This is a genomic window from Pseudovibrio ascidiaceicola (assembly GCF_900114245.1).
Classification (GTDB): Bacteria; Pseudomonadota; Alphaproteobacteria; order Rhizobiales; family Stappiaceae; genus Pseudovibrio; species Pseudovibrio ascidiaceicola.
The window spans coordinates 264,883-287,148 of the sequence record NZ_FOSK01000001.1 but is presented as its reverse complement, the minus strand read 5'-3'; the positions used below and the strand labels follow the sequence as shown (position 1 = coordinate 287,148).

The window sequence follows — 22,266 nt, the reverse complement described above, 5'->3', positions numbered from 1 at the left end:
AGTTCAAGGTATTGCTTGGCGTAAAGGCTAGGTTTAACGCAGTTCATACGAGATCATACAGTTAAAGAACCGGACGTGGAATGAATACACAACAGGAAACCATCTACGCAGTTTCTAGCGGCGCACTTCCTTCAGGTGTTGCTGTTATCCGTTTATCAGGTCCACAGTCCGGGCCAATCCTGAGAAAGCTGATTAAGGGTAGATTCCCCGTTTCACGTGAATCATGCCTTAAGAAATTATGGGACCCTGTAGATGGTTCTGTTCTGGATCACGCGCTGATTTTGTGGTTCGAAGGCCCGGGAAGCTTTACTGGCGAGGACACTGTTGAGCTGCATTGTCATGGTGGCCGTGCTGTTGTTGCGGCGGTGCTGCGTGCACTTTCCACCTTTGAAAAGACGCGTCCAGCTGAGCAAGGTGAGTTTACACGCCGGGCATTTCATAACAACAAACTCGACCTGACTGAGGTTGAAGGTCTTGCTGATTTGATTGATGCAGAGACCGATGCGCAGCGTCGGCAGGCTCAGCGTCAGATGGATGGGGCTCTTGGTGATCTCTATTCGCAGTGGCGCGAAGCGCTGATCCGCAGCCGTGCGATGATTGAGGCTGAGCTCGATTTTTCTGATGAAGATGACATTCCAGATTCCGTCGCGGATGAAATCTGGGTGGAGCTGGCGAAGCTTCGTGACCAGATTGTCGCCCACCTATCTGATGCGCGGAGAGGGGAGCGTCTGCGCTCTGGTCTGCAGGTTGTTCTGCTTGGCCCTCCTAATGCGGGTAAGTCCAGCTTGATGAACAAGTTGGCTCAGCGTGATGTGGCGATCGTGACGCCTGAAGCTGGAACAACCCGTGATGTGCTTGAGGTGCATCTGGATCTTGGTGGTTATCCGGTCACGTTGATCGATACTGCAGGTATCCGTGAGAGTGCTGGCATGATTGAGAAAGAGGGTATTCGTCGTGCTCTCGTCCATGCTGAAAAAGCTGATCTCATTCTCTGGACACATGCACCTAATGTGGCTGCTGAGGAGTTGCCGGAGAGCTTGCTGAAGAATGGTGCAGAGATCTGGCGTCTCAATACCAAGAGTGATCTGGGCTCTGATGCTGATCATGACTCCTTCGAAACGACACAAGAGATCAATGTTTCTGTTCGTGAAGAAGGTGGCATGAATGCGCTGCTATCAAGCCTCGAGTCGTTTGCGGAACGAAATATAGGGTTGATTGAAAACCCGCTTATCACTCGTGAGCGTCACCGTTCTCATCTGACCCAATGTGTCGAAGATCTGAACCACGGTATTCAAGCGGAGGGCTTTCCGATTGAATTGAGAGGTGAGGATTTGCGACGGGCGGCTGATCAGCTTGGGCGCATCACAGGTCGAATCGACGTTGAAGATTTGCTCGATGTCATCTTCCGTGACTTCTGCGTGGGTAAATAAAAGATGTAGAAGTGCCATGTTTCACGTGAAACATTTTTTGGGAATCGTGAGTCAGTGGGGAAAAGCTGGTGAGTCTCGTGGATAACTAATGCTGCGGCATTGGCGACTCACTGCGCTGTTTTCTTTGACCCAGCGCGTGACCTGTTGTATCAAGTCTTCAAGAAAATAGGTAGTTGCCCTTCTAGTTCCCCCAAGTTTTATCTGCGGCCTTCATATGGTCCAGAGGCTCGCAGAGAGTTTGGCTTGTCCTTTCTCTGTTTTTAGATGGGCGAAATGCAGGACCGAAATGTCTGATAATTTTGATCTTGAGTTTGACGTTGTCGTGATTGGCGGCGGCCATGCAGGCTGTGAAGCCGCGGCCGCAGCTGCGCGCATGGGCGCCCATACAGCGCTTATAACTCATCGCTTTGACACCATTGGTGTGATGTCATGTAACCCAGCTATTGGTGGTTTGGGGAAGGGGCATCTGGTTCGAGAGATCGATGCGCTTGATGGATTGATGGGCCGGGTGGCGGATGCTTCCGGTATTCAGTTCCGTATGCTCAATCGCCGCAAAGGGCCAGCTGTGCAAGGGCCGCGCTCTCAGGCTGATCGCAAGCTTTATCGTGAAGCTATGCAGGCTGAGATCAAAGCGATTGATAATCTCGATGTGGTTGAAGGCGAAGCTGACACGCTGATCCGTGAGGGTGATATCCTCAAAGGCGTTGTGCTTGGGGATGGTCGTCGGGTTTCGGCAAAGGCTGTTGTTATCACGACCGGTACGTTCCTGCGCGGTCTGATCCATATTGGCGATAAGCAAATTCCTGCGGGTCGTGATGGAGAAGCGCCGGCGCTTGGTTTGTCTTTATCTCTGGAAGAGATTGGTCTCCGTCTTGGTCGTTTGAAGACAGGCACTCCGGCTCGTCTCGATGGTCGCACGATCAATTGGGATATCCTTCAGCAGCAGCCAGGTGATGAAGAGCCTATTCCATTCTCTACCCTGACAGATGAGATTCAGATCCGTCAGGTGCCGTGTTACATCACACGCACGACACCAGAGACGCATCAGATCATTCGCGACAACATCAAGCGTTCAGCGATGTATTCTGGCGAAATCCAGGGCAGGGGTCCTCGGTACTGTCCGTCTATTGAAGATAAGATCGTTCGCTTTGGTGATCGTGATGGTCATCAGATCTTCCTTGAGCCTGAAGGGCTGGATGATCCGACGGTCTATCCGAACGGTATTTCTACCTCTCTGCCTGAGGATGTTCAGATTCAGTTTCTGCGCACCATTCCGGGTTTGGAGAAGGTTGAGTACTTTAAGCCGGCTTATGCGATTGAATATGATCACATCGATCCGACTGAACTGACAAACACGCTTGAGGTGAAGAAGCAGAAGGGCCTTTACCTCGCGGGTCAGATCAACGGTACGACCGGCTATGAAGAGGCTGGTGCTCAAGGGCTGTTGGCTGGTTTGAATGCAGCCAGAACGTCTCAGGACGGCGCTGCAGTGACTGTTGGACGTGCTGACGGGTACATTGGTGTGATGGTGGATGATCTCATCACACGGGGCGTTTCTGAACCGTATCGCATGTTCACATCCCGCGCTGAGTATCGTCTCACACTACGTGCAGACAATGCGGACCAGCGCCTCACACCACTTGGTCTTGAGTGGGGATGTATTGGTGATACGCGTCGAGTCGCTTTCGAAACGAAGATGGAAAAACTGCGGAAAACCAAGGATTTGATGCAGTCGGTCAAAATTACACCCAACGAAGGGCGTAAACATGGCTTGCCGATCAATCAGGATGGTGTGAAGCGCTCTGTCTTTGATTTGTTGGCCTATCCAAACATCACTCTTGAAGACCTCATTGAGATCTTTGATGAGATGAAAGATGTCGATATCAAATGTGCTGAACAGGTTTCTATAGATGCGATGTATGCCGTCTATCTGGAACGTCAGGCTGCTGATATCGAAGCTTTGAAACGGGATGAGGACTTGGTTATTCCTGAGCGGATTGATTATGCCTCACTGACCGGACTTTCCAACGAGGTGCGCCAGAAGCTTGAAGCTTTGCGCCCTTCAACCATCGGGCAGGCATCGCGCATGGATGGGATTACCCCAGCAGCGTTGACTTTGCTGCTTGCGTATATTCGCCGCTCAGGCAAAAAGATTGCTGGTGCTGTTTAGTATGTCATTCGATAAAAGGGCTGATTACAGCCAGATTACACCTGTCATGCGTATGTATAAAGATGTTTCACGTGAAACGTTTGAACGTCTAAGTATCTATGTAGACCTCGTCCTCAAGTGGCAGCCTGCACAGAATCTGATTGCGCCATCTACGATGAATGATATCTGGATGCGGCATGTCGCCGATTCTATCCAGATTCAGCGTAGTTTGCCGGATGCACGCTCTTGGATTGATTTTGGAAGTGGCGCAGGTTTTCCTGGACTCGTGACTGCGATGTTATTGAGGCAGGAAGGCGAGGAGGGCATTGTGCACATGGTTGAAAGTAACCAGCGCAAAGCTGCTTTCCTTCGTACTGTGGCACGTGAGACTGGCTGTAACGTCAAAGTTCATGCGGGTAGAATCGAAGCCGTTACGAAAGACTGGCAAGCTCCGATTGAGGGTGTTTCTGCCCGTGCTCTGGCTTCTTTGCAGGTTCTTTGCGGGTTTTCTTCGCAATTTGTACAGCGTGGCGCGACTGCTGTTTTCCACAAAGGTCAAGATTTTCGCCGCGAAATTGAAGAAGCATCTGCCGACTGGTCAATTGATCTGGTAGAAAAAGTAAGTCTAGTAGATCCGCTAAGTCGCGTTTTGGTTCTATCGAAAATTGACCCGAAAACCGCTAACTAGGGTGCTGTCGGATGAGCTTACTGCCGCAATCTCCTCGTGTATTGACTATCGCCAACCAGAAGGGTGGCGTAGGCAAGACGACAACGGCCATTAATCTTGGCACTGCGCTTGCCGCTATTGGCGAGCGTGTCCTGATTATTGACCTCGATCCGCAGGGTAATGCCTCGACGGGTCTTGGAATTGATCGTGTCGACCGCGAGTATTCCACCTATGATGTTTTGAGCGGTGACTCCACTCTCGAGCAGTCCATTCTTGAAACGGCTGTTCCCCGCTTGTGGATCGCTCCATCAACGATGGACTTGCTAGGTGTTGAGCTGGAGATCTCTTCTGCTCCTGATCGTACATTCCGTTTGCGGAATGCGATTTCAGGTATGGTTCAAGCGGCTGAAAGAGGTGGCGCACAAGGGTATTCCTATGTGCTGGTGGATTGCCCACCGTCTCTAAACCTCTTAACTATCAATGCTTTGGCAGCATCTCACAGTATTCTTGTGCCGTTGCAGTGCGAGTTTTTTGCTCTGGAAGGTCTCAGTCAGTTGCTTAGCACTGTTGAGCAGGTGAAGCAGTCTCTCAATCCTGAGCTGAGCATCCATGGTATTGTGTTGACCATGTATGACAGCCGGAACAATCTCTCCAGTCAGGTTGTGCAGGATGTGCGCGAGACGATGGGTGATGCGGTCTATGAGACTGTAATCCCACGGAACGTGCGTGTTTCCGAGGCTCCATCTTATGGCAAGCCTGCTTTGCTTTATGATTTGAAGTGTTCTGGTTCGCAGGCTTATTTACGACTCGCTTCCGAAATTATTCAGCGAGAGCGCGACATGCGAATGGCGGCTGCCTGATCTGGTTGCCGCTTCTACTTGAAAGAGTTTTGTTATTTGACCCGCAGACCGTGCGGGAAGGGGCTGCCGACTCCCGAGCTCCTAGAATGTAGATAGGTGGAATTGAAATGGCGAAAACTGAGGAAGCAGGGCGTACCAATAAGCGATTAGGGCGCGGCCTTGCAACGCTGTTGGGTGACGTAAACTCAGAGCCAGCTGTCTCCACTCCAGAACGTAGCCGTGATGTGCGGAAGGTGCCGATTGAATACCTTCAGCCAAACCCACGTAACCCACGCAAATCATTTGTAGAAGATGATCTGAATAATCTGACCGAGTCCGTTCGTCAGAAGGGGATTGTGCAGCCGATTCTGGTTCGTCCTCGTCCGAATAAGCCGGGTCATTTCGAGATCATTGCTGGTGAGCGTCGTTGGCGTGCAGCTCAGAAAGCTGGTTTACATGACGCACCTGTTGTCATCCGTGAGGTGACAGATCAGGAAGCGCTTGAGCTTGCGATCATCGAGAATGTTCAGCGTGCAGACCTGAACCCGATTGAAGAGGCGTTGGGTTATGATCAGCTGATTGAAGAGTTCTCTTACAGTCAGGTTGAGCTTTCCAAGGTTATCGGAAAGAGCCGTAGCCATGTTGCCAACACGCTGCGTTTGCTGAAACTGCCAAACTCTGTGAAAGACTATCTTGCTGAAGGGCTCCTCACTGCTGGTCATGCGCGTGCGTTGATCACTGCAGAAGATCCTGCAGCTTTGGCTGAGTTGATCGTGGAGAAGGGGCTTACAGTTCGTGATGCAGAGCGTCTGGCTCAGAACCCGGATCTGTTCCAGAAAAAGGAAGCTGCGCCGAAGCCTGAAAAGGATGCGGATACACGGGCTCTGGAGAAGCGTCTGGCTGATGGTCTGGGCCTTAAGGTGGCTATTGCTCACAAGACTGAAAAGGGCACTGGTGAGCTTAAGATCAAGTATAAGAATGTGGAGCAATTAGACGAAGTCTGTCGTTTGCTGGGCATTCAGAACTGATTGTTTCTGCTTTAGGAATTATAGAAAAGGCCGCGTCTCTTAACTGAGGCGCGGCCTTTTTAGATTCGGATAAGAAACGAACTATTTGATTGGAACTTAGCCGATCACCGGAAGCAGTTTCTCTATACGAGTGCAGATTTCTGCTTTCTTCTTCTCAGCCATGTTGCGGCGGCCAAACATCAAGCCGAGGCAAATGAAGTACCAGCGGAATACCCAATAGGCCAAAATGATCAGTGCGGGCAGACCTATGATCAGGTTTATGATTGATCCAACTACAGGGAAGTTTTGCATGATGTAGCCGATCAACACACCAAAGCCGAGCAATGGTGGGAAAATCCAGGCCCATAAAGATGCTGCCCCAAAAAGCGACAGTTGAGGGCGAAGGAGCGCGAAGTTGATTGCCCAAAGCTCGTGTTGTGCGAACTTCAGTCTGATCCAGTGGATGAGTGAGTGAGACATAGGAGTGCCTGTGATTTCGCTTTGCGCGAATATTGTTGTTGTTTGTGAGGAAGGTGGCGTACCACCTTCTGCGTGTTTATCGGCGTCTGTTTGAGGCTTTAGCTACCTGAGCAATGGCCAAAAGGGTATGAGACACAATCGCAGTTGAGAGATTGGCGTTGAAGCGGGCTTCTTTGACAGCGTCGTTGAGGCGGGTCAGAGCGCGCTCCAGAAAGTCCTCATTCCAGATCTCAACTTGTCTGACAATCTTCGAACGGCGTTTCCAGAAGATTGGAGGACGCACGCCGCCAATAACATCTTCTACAGCAATGCGTTGGTTGGCTTTTAAGCGGCACAGGTGGAGCATTTGGAAATGTCTGAGGGCTTGAGAGGCTATCACGCCAACGTCCGTCCCTGAGGCTGAGAGGCGCTCCAGGCCGTGGTCCAACGTGATCGTGTCACCCAATGCAGCGGCGTCGATTAGTTCATCCATGGCGAAGGCAGAGGCATCGCCGATGATTTCTTCGACATGATGGACCTCGATGCGATTATCATTCATCGCGTAAAGGCACAGCTTTTTGAGTTCTCCGCGGCTAGCAATGCGGTCAGCGCCGAGCAGAGTGTGAAGCGCCATACGGGCTTCTTTGCTGATTTGCAGGTTTGCTGATTGGGTTTCTTCATCAATCAGACGATCTACATCGCGGGCCGTATCTGCAAAGCAGGGGATGGCGACAGCGGTTTTGCTGGCTTCAATCTTCTTGCGCAGACCTGCGGTCTTTTTCAGGTCTCCGGCTTCAATCACGATAAAGGCAGAAAAGTCGTTGTTTTTGAGGAGTGGTTCAACTGCTGGCAGCACGCTCTTGGTGCCGTTTTCGCGAACCCAGATTGTGCGGCGACCACCAAAGAGAGGGATTGTCAGCGCCTCATCTATCAGCCGACTTGGATCTGCAGCGATATCAGCAGCATCCAGTTTAACTTGGGAGAATGGATCATCATTCTCGGAGGCTGCTTTGGAGATGAGTGCTTGTGCTCGCTCATTCACCAACCCGGTGTCTGGCCCATAAACAAGAATGAGGTTTACGGAATCTGGCGGGTTGGCGATGTACCGGTCAATTTCAGCAGCTTTAAGGGCTACCATAGTGGTCCTATTCTACAGGCTCTGCTGGCTCTACGGGATGTGTTGCAAAGAAACTTGCGATGCGGGTGTTGATGTCTGCAGCGACAACTTTGGCAGCGCGGTCTTCTGCGTCTCGTTCTGCTCTCAGGTTTGCAAAGCGCTGACTGGAAAAGTCAAAGGATGCAGAGGCAAAAGAGCGACCAGTGTAGAGCGTACGATCCGTCTGGATATCTGCCAGAACGAAGCTGGTGTTGACGGTGATGTTGTACGCGGTTGGCACGTCGGCCAGCTGTTCAACACCCACTTCAGCACGGCGTTTGTCTGTCAGGATTTCCAAACGATACTTCGGCGGTAGAGCATCACCACCACGGGTAAACGCGAAAATCAGCTGATTGCGCAAGACCTGATTGATATGCTTGATAGATCCAGAATCCCCATAACCTGGGAACTTCATGGAGATTGCCGCCATTTGAGCCTGGACGGTCTGGGTCTGCTCTGTGCCATCTGCTAGCAGCGTTGGACTAACGCCATAGAGTGGACGGAACTGGCAGCCAGAAAGAAGAAGTGCACCCGCAACAATTGTTGCCCCGCCGAGTAGAACCCGGCGGGAAGGGCGACCTGATTTAGCAGGGCGATCAAACAACGACATTTACAATCCTCTGAGGTACCACGATGATTTTACGTGGGGCCTTGCCATCCAGAGCTTTCTGAACAGCCTCATGTGCCAGAGTAGCTTCTTCTACCTGCTCTTTGGAAGAGTCTCTTGCTACAGAAAGCTCACCTTTTTTCTTCCCATTGATTTGAATCGGAAGCGTAATGGTGTTTTCTACCAGTAGATCTTCTTCGATAGCTGGCCAGTTTGATGTGGATACCAGTCCTTCGTTGCCAAGCATGGACCAGCATTCCTCAGAAAGGTGAGGTGTGATTGGTTCCATGAGTTGCAGGAGGAAGCCAGTTGCTTCGCGCAGAGCATATGCCATATCCGGCTTGGACAGGTCTGACTGAAGCGCCTTGCTGATCGCGTTGGTGAACTCATAAAGACGCGCAACAGCACGGTTGAAGCCAAGGCCATCAAAGTCTTTTGTGATGGCAGCCAGAGTTTTATGAGAAGCGCGGCGCAGGGCCGTTGCTTCATCACTGAACTCAGCAGGCTTTGCGATGTTGGCTTCAGTCTTTTCAGAGACTTCACCAATGATACGCCATACGCGCTGTACGTGACGCCATGCACCGATGACGCCGTCTTCTGTCCAGATGATGTCACGCTCTGGCGGGCTGTCAGACAGCACGAATAGACGTGCTGTATCAGCGCCGTAAGTGTCGATGATATCGGTTGGGTCAACAACGTTCTTCTTCGACTTGGACATCTTTTCGATGGAACCAATGGTGACAGGAGCGCCGGTTTCTGCGTGAACGGCCTTTCTGTCTCCTTCGGTGCTGATGATGTTGATCTCAGCTGGTGTTACCCATTTTCCATCGACATCCTTGTAGGTCTCATGGTTCACCATGCCCTGTGTGAAGAGGCCTTTGAATGGCTCTTTCACATCCAGATGTTTGGTGATCTGCATGGCGCGTGCAAAGAAGCGGGAATAGAGCAGGTGCAGGATCGCGTGCTCGATGCCACCGATGTACTGATCAACTGGCAGCCACTCAGAGGCAACCTTTGGATCAGTCGGATTGCTGTTCTTTGGATCAGTGAAGCGCGCGAAGTACCATGAGGAATCCACGAAGGTATCCATGGTGTCGGTTTCACGCTGAGCATCCTTGCCACAGCATGGGCATTTCACATTACGCCATGTTGGGTGGCGATCCAGCGGGTTGCCCGGACGGTCGAACGTGACGTCTTCCGGCAGAACGATTGGCAGGCTTTCTTTTGGCGCTGGCTGAACACCACAATCATCACAGTGGATGACAGGGATCGGACAACCCCAATAACGCTGGCGGGAGATACCCCAGTCGCGCAGACGATAGTTGGTCTCGCGGTGTGCCTGCTGTTTGCCTTTGGCTTTTTGCGCTTCCAGCTTGTCAGAAACAGCATTCTTCGCATCCTCGATGGACATGCCGTCCATGAACTCGGAATTAAAGATGGAGCCTTCGCCGGTGTAAGCTTCGGTACCAACGTCGAATGTGGATGGGTCTTCACCTTCTGGCAGCACAACTGCTTTGACTGGCAGCTTGTACTTGTGAGCGAAGTCCAGATCGCGCTGGTCGTGTGCAGGACATGCAAAAATAGCGCCTGTGCCGTAGTCCATCAGGATGAAGTTTGCCACATAGACTGGCAGCTCCCAAGATGGATTCAGCGGATGTTTGACGCGCAGGCCAGTGTCGAAGCCAAGCTTTTCTGCGGTTTCAATTGCTTCAGCTGTCGTGCCAATACGGCGACATTCAGCAATGAACTCCTGCAGTTCTGCGTTGTCTTCAGCCAGTTTCTGCGTAATTGGATGATCTGGTGACAGGCCCATGAAGGACGCGCCGTACAGCGTGTCTGGACGGGTCGTGAAGATCTCCAGAGTCTCATCACCGGTTGGAGCGGTTTCGGTGAACTCGAAATTGACTTTCAGACCAACAGATTTACCGATCCAGTTCTTCTGCATGAGACGAACTTTTTCAGGCCATTCAGTCAGAGTGTCGATTGCTTCCAACAACTCTTCGGAATGATCAGAGATCTTGAAGAACCACTGGGTCAGGTCTTTCTGTTCAACTTCTGCGCCTGAGCGCCAGCCTTTGCCATCGATCACCTGTTCGTTTGCCAGAACGGTCATGTCGACCGGATCCCAGTTTACCTTCGCGTTTTTGCGGTAAACCAAGCCAGCTTCCAAGAAGTCCAGGAACAGGGCCTGCTGCTGTGCGTAGTAACTTTCATCGCAGGTTGCGAATTCGCGGCTCCAGTCAAACGACAGGCCGATTGTTTTCAGCTGACCGCGCATTGCTGCAATGTTGTCGTAGGTCCAGCCCTTTGGGTGAACCTTCTTTTCAGCCGCTGCGTTTTCCGCAGGCATGCCGAATGCATCCCAACCCATAGGGTGCAAAACGTTGTAGCCGCGTGCGCGTTTGAAGCGTGCAACCACATCACCCATGGAGTAGTTGCGCACGTGCCCCATGTGTAGTCGACCGGATGGGTAAGGGAACATCTCTAGTACGTAGTATTTTTCGCGCGGATCATCGTTGTCCGTCTCGAAGACGTTCTTTTCGTCCCATACTTTTTGCCAGCGCGCTTCCGTTGCGCGTGCATTATACCTATCCGTAGCCATTTATTCCGCCGTGTGTTTGATTTTTGCCCTGATCAAGCAAATTAGGTTTGCTCGGACTGTCACCAGAAATTGCCAGCTTGGTCAAGCGGTAGACAGAGGAAAAACCAAGAAGATTTGTCAGAAATTTCTCAATGAAGTGCAACTACTCTTGCTTTTAGACCTTAGGGAGCGCATTTCATGTCTCCAATATGGATTTTTCGCTGGAGTTAGGAATGAGTGACGCTGCTGCACTTCGCCTTAAAGAGGTTAAGGAAAACATCGGAAAAGCTGAGGCGGACGTTGAACGTCCGAACGGCTCTGTAACGTTGATTGCAGTCTCAAAAACATTCGAAGCTTCAGATATTAAGCCGGTTTTAGAAGCTGGACAGCGTGTGTTTGGTGAAAACCGGGTTCAGGAAGCGATGGGCAAATGGCCTGGGCTTCGTGAGGAGTTTGAAGGTGTTGAGTTGCATCTGATCGGCCCGCTTCAGTCTAACAAAGCGAAAGAAGCTATACAGACCTTTGACGTGATCCACACTGTGGACCGCGACAAGATTGCAAAAGCGCTGAAAGTTGAGATGGACAAGCAAGGCAAAGCGCCAAAGCTGTTCATTCAGGTTAATACCGGGGAAGAAGACCAGAAGGCCGGTATTCCTCCAAAAGAAGCGGATGCGTTTATCGCGAAGTGTCGTGATGAGTATGGGCTGGAGATTGAAGGCCTGATGTGCATCCCACCTGTTGACGAAGCACCGGGCATGCATTTCGCGTTGCTAGAGAAAATCGCAAAGCGGAACGGCCTGGAAAAGCTCTCCATGGGAATGTCTTCTGATTATCCGATTGCTGTTCAACACGGCGCAACACATGTGCGTGTCGGTTCTGCGGTATTTGGTGCGCGCGATTATTCGCAGTAAGCATCACTGAAAATATTGAGTTTTGAACGGGCGAGGGATTTCTCGCCCGTTTTGCTTTCTGAATTAGAGAAGATGGTCGCTTAGCCACTGAACTGTGGTTGAGACCACGAGATCGTTGTTTTGTGGGCTGATGATGTCGCCTGCGATGACGTGGTTGTTGTCGTCACCTGAGCTTTCGATAAGCAGTCGCTGTTTTGGTGCTCCCCACTTTTCAAAGGCTTCGTTGGTGAGTGCTGCGTCGATGGTTTCATCTTTTTCGCTGTAGATGAACAAGGCAGGTACGCTTGCTTTTGCCGGGTCTTGCTCTTGCAACACAGAGATTGCTGTTGCCATTGGGAGGAGGGCTACACTTGGATAACTGATCGTCCAGCCCATCTGCTCTTCCTTAGACGGAGCCTTCGATGACGAACGGGTTTTACCAATGATCAGAGGCACATAGTGTCTTGCTAACGGCATATCGAGCAAGAATCCGCCCGCAGCTTTGACTCCGAAATTTGGCGAGACAAACACCATTGCAGCCACGTTGTCTTTCAATGGGTGATCCTGCATGGCGAGCCAAGCTGCCAATGAGCCTCCGGTTGACGTGGACATGATGATTGTTTTTTCACCGATGCGTTGGCCAATTTCGACCGCTTCAGCAAGGTCATTCACCCAGTCATTCAATGAGGCTTCAGCCATCGCTTCTCCCGAGCGGCCATGACCCGTCAGGCGGGTGAAAAACAGGTTGGCACCCATCTCATTTGCGACGCGGTCCGGGACTGGGCGGATCTCATGTTTGCTGGCGGAGAAGCCGTGGATGTAAATGATCGAGAGCGGGGTTTTGCTGCCTTTTTCGCCATTGAACCAAATGATCTCCTTAGCGGTGTCAGCGCGGATATCCTGAAACTTGGCTTCATTCTCTGACAAATACAGTTCGAGATCATCGCCCATAATTTCGGGTTTGAAGGTGATCTCTGTGTCGCGTGGTTCTCTTGGGCCTACCATGAAGGCTATTGTGCCAGTTACGAGTAAAATCAGTACTACAAAAATGAAATATCGAAATAGCATATGGGGTGCCTTTGTTCCTTAACGGCACCAGCTTATTCCAGCTTTGGTTGAAATATCAAATCAGCGCATCTGGACGCGTTATTGAGAGTAGACTGTGGGTACGTCTCTGGACCCGAGCCACTCGATGATTGCGTTGGAGACGAGCAGGTTATTTTCAGGATTGGTGATATTGCCTGCGATGACATGATGGTTGCCAGCGGACTCGGTTATTAGGAGCCGGTGCTTTGGTGCGCCCCAGTTTTCAAAGAACTTAGCTGTGGTGTGCTCATCTGATGTTTGGTCGCGAATGTCATAGATGAACATAGTCGGGATGGTTGCGTTTGCTGCATCCAGACTGCCCACCAATTTGACCGTTTCAGCAAGAGGAAGCAGGGCGGTTGAGGGATAAGCGTTGGTCCACGCGTAGATTTCTTCGAAGGTGGCGTTAGGGTCTGCAACACGATACCGACCCACTATGATTGGGGTGTAGTACTCTGCTAGTGGATATGTGAGTAGAGAGGTTCCTGCTGCAGCCAGTTCAAAGACCGGAGAGATGAGGACGATTGCTTCCACGTCCTCTTTAAGGGCGTGATCAGTCAGATCCATCCATGCTGTCAAAGAGCCACCGAATGAAGTGCTGATGATGATGACTTTGTTGCCGATGGCTTTTCCTATTGTAAGAGCTTCGGCTAAGGCATTGAAGTAGTCATCGACATTAGGCTCTCCCATGGCTGCAGGTGTACGGGCATGACCGGGAAGGCGTGTGTAATAGAGATTGGCCTGAATGGAGCTGGCGACGAGGTCGGGAACAGGTCTGATCTCATCTTTGCTGGCAGAAAAGCCGTGCATGTAGACAACGGCATAATCCGTTTTGGCCTTGGTGTCTGGATTTTGCCAGATGATTTGCTTTTCGAGACCGGGCTTAATATCTGTAAAGCGGCTTTCGACCCGTGCAATGTATGCTTCGGGGTCTTCGCCAATATCGCTTGGATTGAACGTGATAGAGGGGGACACATAGGTGTTGGCCCAATAGAGCAGGAAGCCGATGATCAGAACAATAAGAGACAGCAAAAACAGATAGTTCTTTCGGAACAGCATCGTTAAATCGCCTCTTTTTTGGCTGATTGTGAGCCAGCTTGGCAGGAAACCTGGTGCATCTGTGAGTTTTCCTTTTTATCCAAGCTTATACAATCTCCAACAAATGGCGGTTTTGCTTGACTCGGCACCTGTATTCTCGTAGATACCCGACCTAACTCCTTCTATGTGAATACTGGAGCCACTGACTGGGACCCGAAAAGGTATAAAGAGATCCCAGAAGTCAACACCCGACAGCGCGTTGCGCCCTCGGGTGATTTTTTGCTATGTGCATTTGATTTGCCGTGGCAATTTTGGCTTAGTGACACCAAATTCACTAGGAACGAGTGTACGACACCAGTTGGTTTTCTTCAGGTGTTTGTGCAGAAACGAGATTTTAAAGGAACGACATGTTCGATAATCTGTCAGATCGCCTAGGCGGCATTCTAGATAAGCTCACAAAACGCGGTGCGCTTTCTGAATCCGATGTTAATGAAGCGCTGCGCGAAGTTCGCCGCGCGCTCATTGAGGCTGATGTGGCGCTGCCGATCGTGCGTTCTTTTGTCGACAAGGTGAAACACCGCGCTGTTGGTGCAGAGGTTGTTAAGTCCATTAAGCCGGGTCAGATGGTCGTTAAGATCGTGCATGACCAGCTTATTGAGATGCTCGGTGAGGAATCTCATCCGATCGACCTGAATGCTCCGGCTCCGGTTTGCATCATGATGGTTGGTCTGCAAGGTGCGGGTAAAACCACTGCAACCGGCAAGATTGCACGTCGTCTGACACAGCGCGATAAGCGCAAAGTTCTGATGGCTTCTCTTGATACGCGCCGTCCGGCAGCGCAAGAGCAGTTGAAGGTTCTGGGTGAACAGAACCAAGTTGATACGCTTCCTATCATTGAAGGGCAGCAGCCAGTTGATATCGCAAAGCGCGCGCTGAATGCAGCGAAGCTTGGCGGTTATGATGTGGTCATGCTCGATACAGCGGGTCGTGGCCATATTGATGAGCCTCTTATGCTGGAGATGGAGCAGATCAAAGCTGCGTCCAACCCACATGAAATTCTGCTTGTTGCCGATGCTCTGACTGGTCAGGATGCCGTTAATCTGGCGAAGAGCTTTGATGAGCGCTGCTCTATCACTGGTATCATGCTCACCCGTATGGATGGTGATGGTCGTGGTGGTGCGGCTCTTTCCATGCGTGCTGTTACCGGCAAGCCGATCAAACTGATTGGTACCGGTGAAAAATCTGATGAGCTCGAAGATTTCCATCCAAAGCGTATTGCTGATCGCATTCTTGGAATGGGCGACATTGTTTCGCTCGTTGAAAAGGCTGCTGAAGCGATTGATGCGGAAAAAGCCGCAGAGATGGCTCGGAAGATGCAGAAGGGTCACTTTGACCTGAACGATCTTTCTGAACAGCTGAAGCAGATGGAAAAGATGGGCGGAATGTCCGGCATGATGGGCATGCTTCCGGGTGTTGGCAAAATGAAGAAGCAGCTTGCTGCCGCCAACCTTGATGAGAACATGTTCAAGCGCCAGATGGCAATCATCTCCTCTATGACCAAGAAAGAGCGTGCGAAGCCGGAACTGCTTAAAGCAAGCCGTAAGAAGCGTATTGCTGCGGGTTCTGGCGTCCAGGTTGCTGAAGTTAATAAGCTTTTGAAAATGCACCGCCAGATGGCCGATATGATGAAGGCTATGGGTAAGGGCAAAGGCAAGGGCATGCTCGGCAAGATGATGGGCGCTATGGGTGGCGGTATGCCAGGCATGGGCGGCGGAATGCCGAACATCGACCCGAAAGCGCTTGAGCAGATGGCTAAATCTGGCCAGCTGCCGGGCGGCATGGAAATGCCAAAAGGATTACCGGGTGGTGGGCTTCCCGGGGGATTGCCAGGCGTTGGCGGCCCTAAATTGCCCGGTCTTGGTGGAGCATCTGGTTTGCCAGGGCTCGGCAAGGGGAAAAAGTAATTGAGCGAGATCGACAAAACTGAAGAAGCCAAGGCAATCCTTGGTGGACTTCGCTCCAGCATCGACAACATTGACGCTGCTCTGGTGCATATGTTGGCTGAACGATTTCGTTGCACACAGGCTGTTGGGGAGCTGAAAGCTACCCATGGTCTTCCACCGGCTGACCCGGCCCGTGAAAAACTTCAGATTGAGCGTCTGCGCCGTCTCGCGGCTGAGGCCAATCTTGATCCTGACTTTGCTGAAAAGTTCCTGAACTTCATCGTGAAGGAAGTCATTCGGCATCATGAAGCTATTGCTGCTGAACACAGCACAGACTGAATACCTAGGAGTAAATAAACAATGGCTACTAAAATTCGCCTCGCACGCGGTGGCACTAAAAAGCGTCCTTTCTACCGTATCGTAATTGCAGACGTTCGCTCCCCACGCGACGGTCGTTTCATCGAAATCGTTGGTCGTTACAACCCAATGCTTCCTAAAGATGCAGACAACCGCGTTGAGCTGAACGAAGAGCGCATCAAGCATTGGCTCGGTCACGGCGCACAGCCATCCGACCGCGTTCTCCGCTTCCTGGACGCTGCTGGCCTGATGAAGCGTGAGCCACGCAACAACCCAATCAAAGCTAAACTCGGCAAGAAAGCTCAAGAGCGTCTTGACGAGAAGCTGGCAGCAGAAGCTGAAGCAAAAGCTGCTGCTGAAGAAGCAGCTGCAGAAGCACCAGCTTCCGAATAATATAAGCATACCCGATCTGAGAAGGAGACGCCGGCAATGGCAAACAAGCCTGAAGACCGCATTCTAATGGCTCAGATCGGGGCTGCTCACGGCATACGTGGAGAAGTGCGGGTCAAACCATTTGGTGATGACCCGCTTTCTTTTGGCGATTACGGTAAGCTCGAAAGCGCTGACGGTAGCCGCAAATTCAAGGTGAAGCGGGCTCGCGTCCAGAAAAACGTGGTAGTGACCAAGTTTGAAGGCGTGAATGACCGGAATGAAGCTGAAGTTCTTAATGGAATGAAGCTTTATATCGCTCGCGAAAAACTGCCTGAAACAGAAGACGAAGACGAGTTCTATCACACTGACCTCATTGGCCTGAAAGCCATTGATGAGAAGGGTGAGGCAATTGGAACTGTGTTGGCTCTTTTGAACTTTGGCGCAGGTGAATTGATTGAAGTTGCCCCGAAGAGCGGCAATTCTCTTATGTTCCCATTCACAAAAGCTGTTGTTCCTACCATTGATCTCAATGAGGGATACGTGGAGGTTCATGCTCCCGAAGGCTTTTATGATGAAGGTGAAAAAGAACCTGAAGACGGCTCTAAGCCAGACGCAGACTGATTTTTCGCATGACCAGATGCAGACATTGCTGAGATCATCAGCGTGATTTTTGCAGTTTGTGCATCAAAATACATTCCAGACACTGACCTTACTTGAGCAACGGGTATCCTATGACCTTTCGTGCATCCATCTTGACGCTGTATCCTGAGATGTTTCCGGGAAATCTGGCAATGAGCATGTCTGGACGCGCGTTGGAGCGCGGGGATTGGTCTCTTACAGCGAACAACATTCGCGATTATGCGACCGATAAGCATCGCTCCGTTGATGATACGCCTGCTGGTGGTGGGGCTGGCATGGTTCTGCGTCCTGATATTCTTGGCAAAGCGATTGATGATGTAACTGAGGATGAAGATATGCGTCCACGGCTGCTCATGAGCCCACGCGGTAAGCCGTTCACGCAGGCAAAGGCCCGTGAACTGGCTGATGGGCCGGGCGTGATTATCGTCTGTGGTCGGTTTGAAGGTGTCGATGAGCGCGTCATTGAAGGACGTCAGCTCGAGGAAGTCTCTATTGGCGACTACATTCTCTCAGGAGGTGAGGTTGCTGCTCATGTGGTTTTGGATAGCATTGTTCGCCTTCTTCCCGGTGTTATGGGAAATAAAGAGAGCGGTGAATCTGAAAGCTTTGAGAATGGCTTACTGGAGCACCCACATTATACGCGCCCAGTAGAGTTTGAAGGACAGGAAGTCCCATCTATTCTTAAAAGTGGTAATCATAAACTGATTGATCAGTGGCGCCTTGAGATGTCTGAAAAGATTACTCAAGAAAGACGGCCTGATCTCTGGAAGGATTACCTAGAAAATAGCCGTGGATAGCGGTTTTTCTACACTTTTTTCATGACAAACCTTCAAAAATCGGCTAAACCCGCGCCGACTGGAGTGGATTCTGTCTGGCGTTTGCCGCTAGGGTCCTAGTTCCACTTCACTTCCCGGCATAATGCCAAGGTTTGGTGAACACGTCCCGGTGGCTCGACCACTGAGGGACGCTCTGACCAATATTTAAAATGGAAGAAACTGCCATGAATATCATTGAGCAGCTCGACGCCGAAGAAATGGCTCGCATCGAAGAGAAGCGTACGCTTCCTGAGTTCTCTCCAGGTGATACCGTACGTGTTCTCGTACGCGTTACCGAAGGTACTCGTACTCGTGTGCAGGCCTACGAAGGCGTATGCATCGCACGCTCCGGCGGCGGCATCAACGAAAGCTTCACCGTTCGTAAGATTTCTTACGGCGAAGGTGTAGAGCGTGTATTCCCAATCTTCAGCCCAATGCTTGAAGGCGTGGAAATCATTCGCCGCGGTAAAGTCCGTCGCGCGAAGCTTTACTACCTGCGTGAACGTCGCGGTAAATCCGCACGTATCGTTGAAGCTACCAACGTACGCGCAAAGCGTCTTAACGAAGAAGCTCGTGCGGCTGCTAATGCTGCAAAAGCTGCAAAAGCTGCTGAAAAAGCTGCTGAAGCTAAAGGTTCTGCAGAGTAAGATTTACTCTTCAGCCTCTATGGTTTCTAAAACCCCGCTGAGAAATCAGCGGGGTTTTTTGTGTTTATGGTTAGGCTTTCTGCTGCTTGCTTGGTTTTGGGCTCTGCCGCTCTCCGGTGTCTTCCCGAGTGGAGCGGAGCGTAGACCCGGGATCCATACTCCCGGTGTCTGAGATTGGCTGAGCGCCTCAGTGGAAGATTGAGGCAAGGGGGTATGGATCCCGGCTCGGGGGCCGGGAAGACACCAGTGGGTGGGGTGTTGCAGAAAAACTTATCCCCCTAGCTTCAAACCATGCACATACTGAACCTATGCCTACGTAACGGGCTGCTGGCGGAGCGACCGTCAGTTTGTCGTAGGCTGGGCGGGGCTTCTGGAAGACGTAACGCACCTTTCAGAGGTCCGGTGAACCGAACTTCAAACGTGACCGCATGGTTTGAGGGGAAGGGCCCAGGACTATAAGGTATCACGCGGTGATAGATGCAAGCGCACCAGCAGTAAAAACTGCTTTTGCAAATGGATCTATCAAAGACGGAGGAACTGTTTGGGCATGGAAACGTGTCTGGATAAGCCACTTTCTTTCCGGGAAACCGGCTATCGTGCCTTATAGGCAAAAGAGGCGACGTTGTTCATCCCAAGAAAGCCCGGGCAAGGCGTGTAGCCAATGCCGAAGAATTAGTTTCAATAAGTAGCGCAGGTATTGCCTGCCGCCTTGCTCATCCCGACTTCCGGGAGTTCTGGTTCCACACTGCATGAGAGGTCATGTGGTGGTGTTGGTGTTTGAAGTGTAAATGTGACAAGTTCTGACACGCACCCTTTGCGCAAGTTTTCAGGGGGATATTCCGGGGAGCTGTCAGAATACAATTAATCCACGTGGGTTAGGTTGGTTCTGAAAGATGCATTGAGTAGGGGGCTTGAAGGCAAATGGTGATCGCATTCATCATCATTTTCATCATGTTACTCGGTATTTATGCCGTGTTTGTAGAGCCTTGGCTGCCACCGAGAATTACCCGGCATAAAGTTGTCGTTTCTCCAGAAGCTCTTGGCCAGAAACCTTTGCAGATTGTTGTTATGACCGACCTGCATGCGTGCTGGCCGTGGATGCGCCCTAAACGGATTACGCGCATCGTAGAGCGCGTGAACAGCCTGGAGCCTGATCTTATTGCGCTTTTAGGCGATTACCACACAGCTCTGCATCCTCCTTTTGCGAAGCCTTTGGCCTCTGCTGCCGCTTGGGCGCAGCCTATGCGGCATTTGAAGGCGCCTCTGGGTGTTTTTGGTGTACTGGGCAACCATGATTGGCTTGAAGGTGGTGAGGAGGCCAGAGAGGCGTTGGAAGCTTCTGGAGTAACTGTTCTTGAAAACAGAGCTCAGCGGGTATCTACGCGAGGCAACTCCCATGTCTGGTTACTAGGGCTAGATGATCAGTATGGCGAGGCCTGTCAGTTGCACGGGGCGGGGCGCCGGGATGATCTTGAGGTGGCCTTAAGTCAGGTTGAAGATGACAGCGCCCCACGGATCTTGCTTGCCCATGAGCCGGACATCTTTCTGGACGCAAAGAAATCTGTAGATTTGACCGTAAGCGGACATACGCACGGAGGGCAGGTTCGCTTGCCGTTTATTGGTGCACTGACAATACCATCGCGGCTTGATCGGAAGTATGCGAAGGGCGCTTTTGAGGAAAATGGAAGCACTCTCATTGTTGGCAGCGGGCTTGGCTGTTCAGGACTTCCAATCCGTTTTCTTTGCCCGCCAGAACTTTTGCTCATAGAAATATATGCTTAGGCCACAGGGCATTGATTGCGTCAGAGTGATCATTTGAGTGCTTCTAACTTGCTTTCATTACCTTTCCGTCTTGAGAGAATCTCAAGGCAAAGAAGCTTGATATTTTGGCGATCTGGGTCGATTAATAGAGCCAGTATAGCGGGAGCTTCGTTTATTGTTGTTTCCGTATTTTCAAGATTTATGCGGCCGCAGAGAGCTGCAGGTAATAAGTGAGTGGTCCTGTTTTCTCGGATCTTGAGCGCTTGGTAGGTGCGATCAGAGCCGGATTTGAAACAAGGATCATTCGTTTCCAGGAGACAAGCGCAATGTCGCAGGCCAAAACTCTTTACGATAAGATCTGGGACCACCACGTGGTCAGCACGCAAGAAGACGGCACTTGCCTGCTTTACATTGACCGCCACCTGGTACACGAAGTTACGAGCCCGCAGGCATTTGAAGGCCTGCGTATGGCTGGTCGTCAGGTGCGTCACCCAAAGCGTACACTGGCTGTTGTTGACCATAACGTTCCAACCACTGATCGCTCCCAAGGTATTGATGATCCTGAAAGCGCATTGCAGGTTGATACGCTCGCCAAAAATGCTGCCGAGTTTGGTGTTGAGTACTATTCTGAGCTCGATCAACGTCAGGGCGTGGTGCACATCGTGGGGCCAGAGCAGGGCTTTACACTGCCGGGCATGACCATCGTTTGTGGTGACAGTCATACATCCACTCATGGTGCGTTTGGTTCTCTCGCACATGGTATCGGTACTTCTGAGGTTGAGCACGTTCTGGCGACCCAGACGCTGATTCAGAAAAAAGCGAAAAACCTGCGTGTGACCGTGAATGGTCAGCTGCCGGAAGGCGTGACTGCTAAAGATATCGTACTGGCGATCATCGGAGAGCTGGGTACTGCCGGTGGCACCGGTTACGTGATTGAATACGCTGGTGAAGCGATCCGCAGCCTGTCTATGGAAGGTCGTATGACCGTCTGTAACATGTCAATTGAAGCTGGTGCACGCGCTGGTCTGATTGCTCCGGATGAGAAGACCTTTGAATACCTGAAGGGCCGTCCTAAATCACCAAAGGGCGCTGCATGGGAACAGGCACAGGCTTACTGGGAAACTCTGTTTACTGATGAGAATGCAGAGTTTGATACAGAAATCGTTCTGGATGCTGCGAACCTGCCTCCAATCGTGACTTGGGGCTCTTCTCCTGAGGACGTTGTCTCTGTTACCGGTGTTGTTCCTAATCCGGCTGAGATCGAAGACGACAACCGCCGCGCTTCTAAAGAACGTGCGCTTGAGTACATGGGTGTTGAAGCTGGTCAGAAGATTACTGACATTAAGGTTGACCGTGTATTTGTTGGTTCTTGCACCAACGGACGTATTGAAGATCTGCGTGAAGCTGCTGCCGTTGTTAAAGGCAAAAAGGTTGCAGACACCGTTAGCGCGATGATCGTTCCGGGTTCTGGTCTGGTGAAAGCACAGGCTGAGGCGGAAGGTCTGGATGAGGTCTTCAAAGACGCTGGTTTTGAATGGCGTGAGCCTGGGTGCTCCATGTGCCTGGCGATGAATGCTGACAAATTGAAGCCAGGTGAGCGTTGTGCTTCAACTTCCAACCGTAACTTTGAGGGCCGTCAGGGCTTCAAGGGTCGTACGCACCTTGTTTCGCCAGGAATGGCGGCAGCGGCTGCGATTGCCGGGCACTTTGTTGATGTGCGCCACTGGAAGTAATCGCTGATAAAATTTTGGAAATGAGCGGGAGTAGGTGACTATTCCCGCTTTTTTTATTTTGAGAGTGACATTGCGACAAAGTGTGTCGTG

General features: G+C 51.2%; 20 protein-coding genes. 14 read left to right on the top strand and 6 right to left on the bottom strand.

The genetic code is table 11. The features are described from left to right. Positions 1-80: 80 nt before the first annotated feature. The 5 genes from mnmE to BM231_RS01455 all read left to right on the top strand — a co-directional run bounded on the left by mnmE (position 81) and on the right by BM231_RS01455 (position 6,113). Positions 81-1,430 (top strand): tRNA uridine-5-carboxymethylaminomethyl(34) synthesis GTPase MnmE, encoded by a 1,350-nt coding sequence (mnmE, locus tag BM231_RS01475; protein WP_093516204.1) that lies wholly within the window; start codon positions 81-83, stop codon positions 1,428-1,430. Positions 1,431-1,716: 286 nt separating this feature from the next. After that, entirely contained in the window at positions 1,717-3,600 is a 1,884-nt protein-coding gene (gene mnmG / locus BM231_RS01470) for a tRNA uridine-5-carboxymethylaminomethyl(34) synthesis enzyme MnmG (protein ID WP_093516202.1), read from the top strand. Between the two features lie 46 nt (positions 3,601-3,646). Next, positions 3,647-4,267, top strand: coding sequence for a 16S rRNA (guanine(527)-N(7))-methyltransferase RsmG (gene rsmG, locus BM231_RS01465; RefSeq protein ID WP_093517004.1), 621 nt, complete (start codon positions 3,647-3,649; stop codon positions 4,265-4,267). 11 nt (positions 4,268-4,278) lie between these two features. Then, entirely contained in the window at positions 4,279-5,106 is an 828-nt protein-coding gene (locus BM231_RS01460; protein WP_093516200.1) for a ParA family protein, read from the top strand. Positions 5,107-5,213: 107 nt separating this feature from the next. After that, positions 5,214-6,113 (top strand): ParB/RepB/Spo0J family partition protein, encoded by a 900-nt coding sequence (locus BM231_RS01455; RefSeq protein WP_093516198.1) that lies wholly within the window; start codon positions 5,214-5,216, stop codon positions 6,111-6,113. Positions 6,114-6,209: 96 nt separating this feature from the next. Here BM231_RS01455 and BM231_RS01450 read toward each other — a convergent pair whose 3' ends face one another. The 4 genes from BM231_RS01450 to leuS all read right to left on the bottom strand — a co-directional run bounded on the left by BM231_RS01450 (position 6,210) and on the right by leuS (position 10,916). Continuing rightward, complete coding sequence (locus tag BM231_RS01450) at positions 6,210-6,572, bottom strand: hypothetical protein (RefSeq protein ID WP_093516196.1); 363 nt, start codon at positions 6,570-6,572, stop codon at positions 6,210-6,212. 76 nt (positions 6,573-6,648) lie between these two features. Beyond that, positions 6,649-7,689 (bottom strand): DNA polymerase III subunit delta, encoded by a 1,041-nt coding sequence (gene holA, locus BM231_RS01445; RefSeq protein WP_063286218.1) that lies wholly within the window; start codon positions 7,687-7,689, stop codon positions 6,649-6,651. Between the two features lie 7 nt (positions 7,690-7,696). Continuing rightward, positions 7,697-8,317 (bottom strand): LPS assembly lipoprotein LptE, encoded by a 621-nt coding sequence (gene lptE / locus BM231_RS01440; protein ID WP_063312956.1) that lies wholly within the window; start codon positions 8,315-8,317, stop codon positions 7,697-7,699. Next, positions 8,304-10,916 carry a leucine--tRNA ligase gene (gene leuS, locus BM231_RS01435; protein WP_093516194.1) on the bottom strand — a complete coding sequence of 871 codons (2,613 nt, stop codon included), beginning with the start codon at positions 10,914-10,916 and terminating at the stop codon, positions 8,304-8,306. The genes lptE and leuS overlap by 14 nt, the downstream gene beginning before the upstream one ends. 212 nt (positions 10,917-11,128) lie before the next feature. On the opposite strand from leuS, the gene BM231_RS01430 reads away from it, so the two are divergent. Beyond that, the gene (locus BM231_RS01430; RefSeq protein ID WP_093516192.1) at positions 11,129-11,806 is read left to right on the top strand and encodes a YggS family pyridoxal phosphate-dependent enzyme; all 678 of its coding nucleotides are present in this window, start codon (positions 11,129-11,131) and stop codon (positions 11,804-11,806) included. 63 nt (positions 11,807-11,869) lie between these two features. On the opposite strand, the gene BM231_RS01425 is transcribed toward BM231_RS01430, so the two are convergent. Together BM231_RS01425 and BM231_RS01420 are read right to left on the bottom strand one after the other, a co-directional pair. Then, positions 11,870-12,790 (bottom strand): alpha/beta hydrolase, encoded by a 921-nt coding sequence (locus BM231_RS01425; protein WP_244527131.1) that lies wholly within the window; start codon positions 12,788-12,790, stop codon positions 11,870-11,872. 141 nt (positions 12,791-12,931) lie between these two features. Next, positions 12,932-13,930 (bottom strand): alpha/beta hydrolase, encoded by a 999-nt coding sequence (locus BM231_RS01420; RefSeq protein WP_063300565.1) that lies wholly within the window; start codon positions 13,928-13,930, stop codon positions 12,932-12,934. A 386-nt stretch (positions 13,931-14,316) separates the two neighbouring features. Between BM231_RS01420 and ffh the strand changes: the two genes are divergently transcribed. The 8 genes from ffh (at position 14,317) to leuC (ending at position 22,176) form a co-directional block, all read left to right on the top strand. Then, positions 14,317-15,873 carry a signal recognition particle protein gene (ffh, locus tag BM231_RS01410; protein ID WP_093516186.1) on the top strand — a complete coding sequence of 519 codons (1,557 nt, stop codon included), beginning with the start codon at positions 14,317-14,319 and terminating at the stop codon, positions 15,871-15,873. Next, positions 15,874-16,191 (top strand): chorismate mutase, encoded by a 318-nt coding sequence (locus BM231_RS01405; RefSeq protein ID WP_063303867.1) that lies wholly within the window; start codon positions 15,874-15,876, stop codon positions 16,189-16,191. Positions 16,192-16,212: 21 nt separating this feature from the next. Next, positions 16,213-16,602 carry a 30S ribosomal protein S16 gene (gene rpsP / locus BM231_RS01400; protein ID WP_063294622.1) on the top strand — a complete coding sequence of 130 codons (390 nt, stop codon included), beginning with the start codon at positions 16,213-16,215 and terminating at the stop codon, positions 16,600-16,602. A 36-nt stretch (positions 16,603-16,638) separates the two neighbouring features. Continuing rightward, the gene (gene rimM / locus BM231_RS01395; RefSeq protein ID WP_093516184.1) at positions 16,639-17,202 is read left to right on the top strand and encodes a ribosome maturation factor RimM; all 564 of its coding nucleotides are present in this window, start codon (positions 16,639-16,641) and stop codon (positions 17,200-17,202) included. A gap of 110 nt (positions 17,203-17,312) precedes the next feature. Next, complete coding sequence (gene trmD / locus BM231_RS01390) at positions 17,313-18,017, top strand: tRNA (guanosine(37)-N1)-methyltransferase TrmD (RefSeq protein ID WP_093516182.1); 705 nt, start codon at positions 17,313-17,315, stop codon at positions 18,015-18,017. Positions 18,018-18,220: 203 nt separating this feature from the next. Continuing rightward, complete coding sequence (gene rplS, locus BM231_RS01385) at positions 18,221-18,682, top strand: 50S ribosomal protein L19 (RefSeq protein WP_093517002.1); 462 nt, start codon at positions 18,221-18,223, stop codon at positions 18,680-18,682. Positions 18,683-19,603: 921 nt separating this feature from the next. After that, positions 19,604-20,464: a metallophosphoesterase gene (locus BM231_RS01380; protein ID WP_093516180.1), complete on the top strand. Its 861-nt coding sequence runs from the start codon at positions 19,604-19,606 to the stop codon at positions 20,462-20,464. A 305-nt stretch (positions 20,465-20,769) separates the two neighbouring features. Further along, positions 20,770-22,176 carry a 3-isopropylmalate dehydratase large subunit gene (leuC, locus tag BM231_RS01375; RefSeq protein ID WP_093517000.1) on the top strand — a complete coding sequence of 469 codons (1,407 nt, stop codon included), beginning with the start codon at positions 20,770-20,772 and terminating at the stop codon, positions 22,174-22,176. The last annotated feature ends 90 nt before the right edge of the window (positions 22,177-22,266 follow it).

What these genes read in the sequence shown, in the direction of transcription:
- mnmE (WP_093516204.1), top strand. Translation starts at nt 81, where the DNA reads ATGAATACACAACAGGAAACCATCTACGCAGTTTCTAGCGGCGCACTT.
- mnmG (WP_093516202.1), top strand. Translation starts at nt 1,717, where the DNA reads ATGTCTGATAATTTTGATCTTGAGTTTGACGTTGTCGTGATTGGCGGC.
- rsmG (WP_093517004.1), top strand. Translation starts at nt 3,647, where the DNA reads ATGCGTATGTATAAAGATGTTTCACGTGAAACGTTTGAACGTCTAAGT.
- BM231_RS01460 (WP_093516200.1), top strand. Translation starts at nt 4,279, where the DNA reads ATGAGCTTACTGCCGCAATCTCCTCGTGTATTGACTATCGCCAACCAG.
- BM231_RS01455 (WP_093516198.1), top strand. Translation starts at nt 5,214, where the DNA reads ATGGCGAAAACTGAGGAAGCAGGGCGTACCAATAAGCGATTAGGGCGC.
- BM231_RS01450 (WP_093516196.1), bottom strand. Translation starts at nt 6,572, where the DNA reads ATGTCTCACTCACTCATCCACTGGATCAGACTGAAGTTCGCACAACAC.
- holA (WP_063286218.1), bottom strand. Translation starts at nt 7,689, where the DNA reads ATGGTAGCCCTTAAAGCTGCTGAAATTGACCGGTACATCGCCAACCCG.
- lptE (WP_063312956.1), bottom strand. Translation starts at nt 8,317, where the DNA reads ATGTCGTTGTTTGATCGCCCTGCTAAATCAGGTCGCCCTTCCCGCCGG.
- leuS (WP_093516194.1), bottom strand. Translation starts at nt 10,916, where the DNA reads ATGGCTACGGATAGGTATAATGCACGCGCAACGGAAGCGCGCTGGCAA.
- BM231_RS01430 (WP_093516192.1), top strand. Translation starts at nt 11,129, where the DNA reads ATGAGTGACGCTGCTGCACTTCGCCTTAAAGAGGTTAAGGAAAACATC.
- BM231_RS01425 (WP_244527131.1), bottom strand. Translation starts at nt 12,790, where the DNA reads ATGGTAGGCCCAAGAGAACCACGCGACACAGAGATCACCTTCAAACCC.
- BM231_RS01420 (WP_063300565.1), bottom strand. Translation starts at nt 13,930, where the DNA reads ATGCTGTTCCGAAAGAACTATCTGTTTTTGCTGTCTCTTATTGTTCTG.
- ffh (WP_093516186.1), top strand. Translation starts at nt 14,317, where the DNA reads ATGTTCGATAATCTGTCAGATCGCCTAGGCGGCATTCTAGATAAGCTC.
- rpsP (WP_063294622.1), top strand. Translation starts at nt 16,213, where the DNA reads ATGGCTACTAAAATTCGCCTCGCACGCGGTGGCACTAAAAAGCGTCCT.
- rimM (WP_093516184.1), top strand. Translation starts at nt 16,639, where the DNA reads ATGGCAAACAAGCCTGAAGACCGCATTCTAATGGCTCAGATCGGGGCT.
- trmD (WP_093516182.1), top strand. Translation starts at nt 17,313, where the DNA reads ATGACCTTTCGTGCATCCATCTTGACGCTGTATCCTGAGATGTTTCCG.
- rplS (WP_093517002.1), top strand. Translation starts at nt 18,221, where the DNA reads ATGAATATCATTGAGCAGCTCGACGCCGAAGAAATGGCTCGCATCGAA.
- BM231_RS01380 (WP_093516180.1), top strand. Translation starts at nt 19,604, where the DNA reads ATGGTGATCGCATTCATCATCATTTTCATCATGTTACTCGGTATTTAT.
- leuC (WP_093517000.1), top strand. Translation starts at nt 20,770, where the DNA reads ATGTCGCAGGCCAAAACTCTTTACGATAAGATCTGGGACCACCACGTG.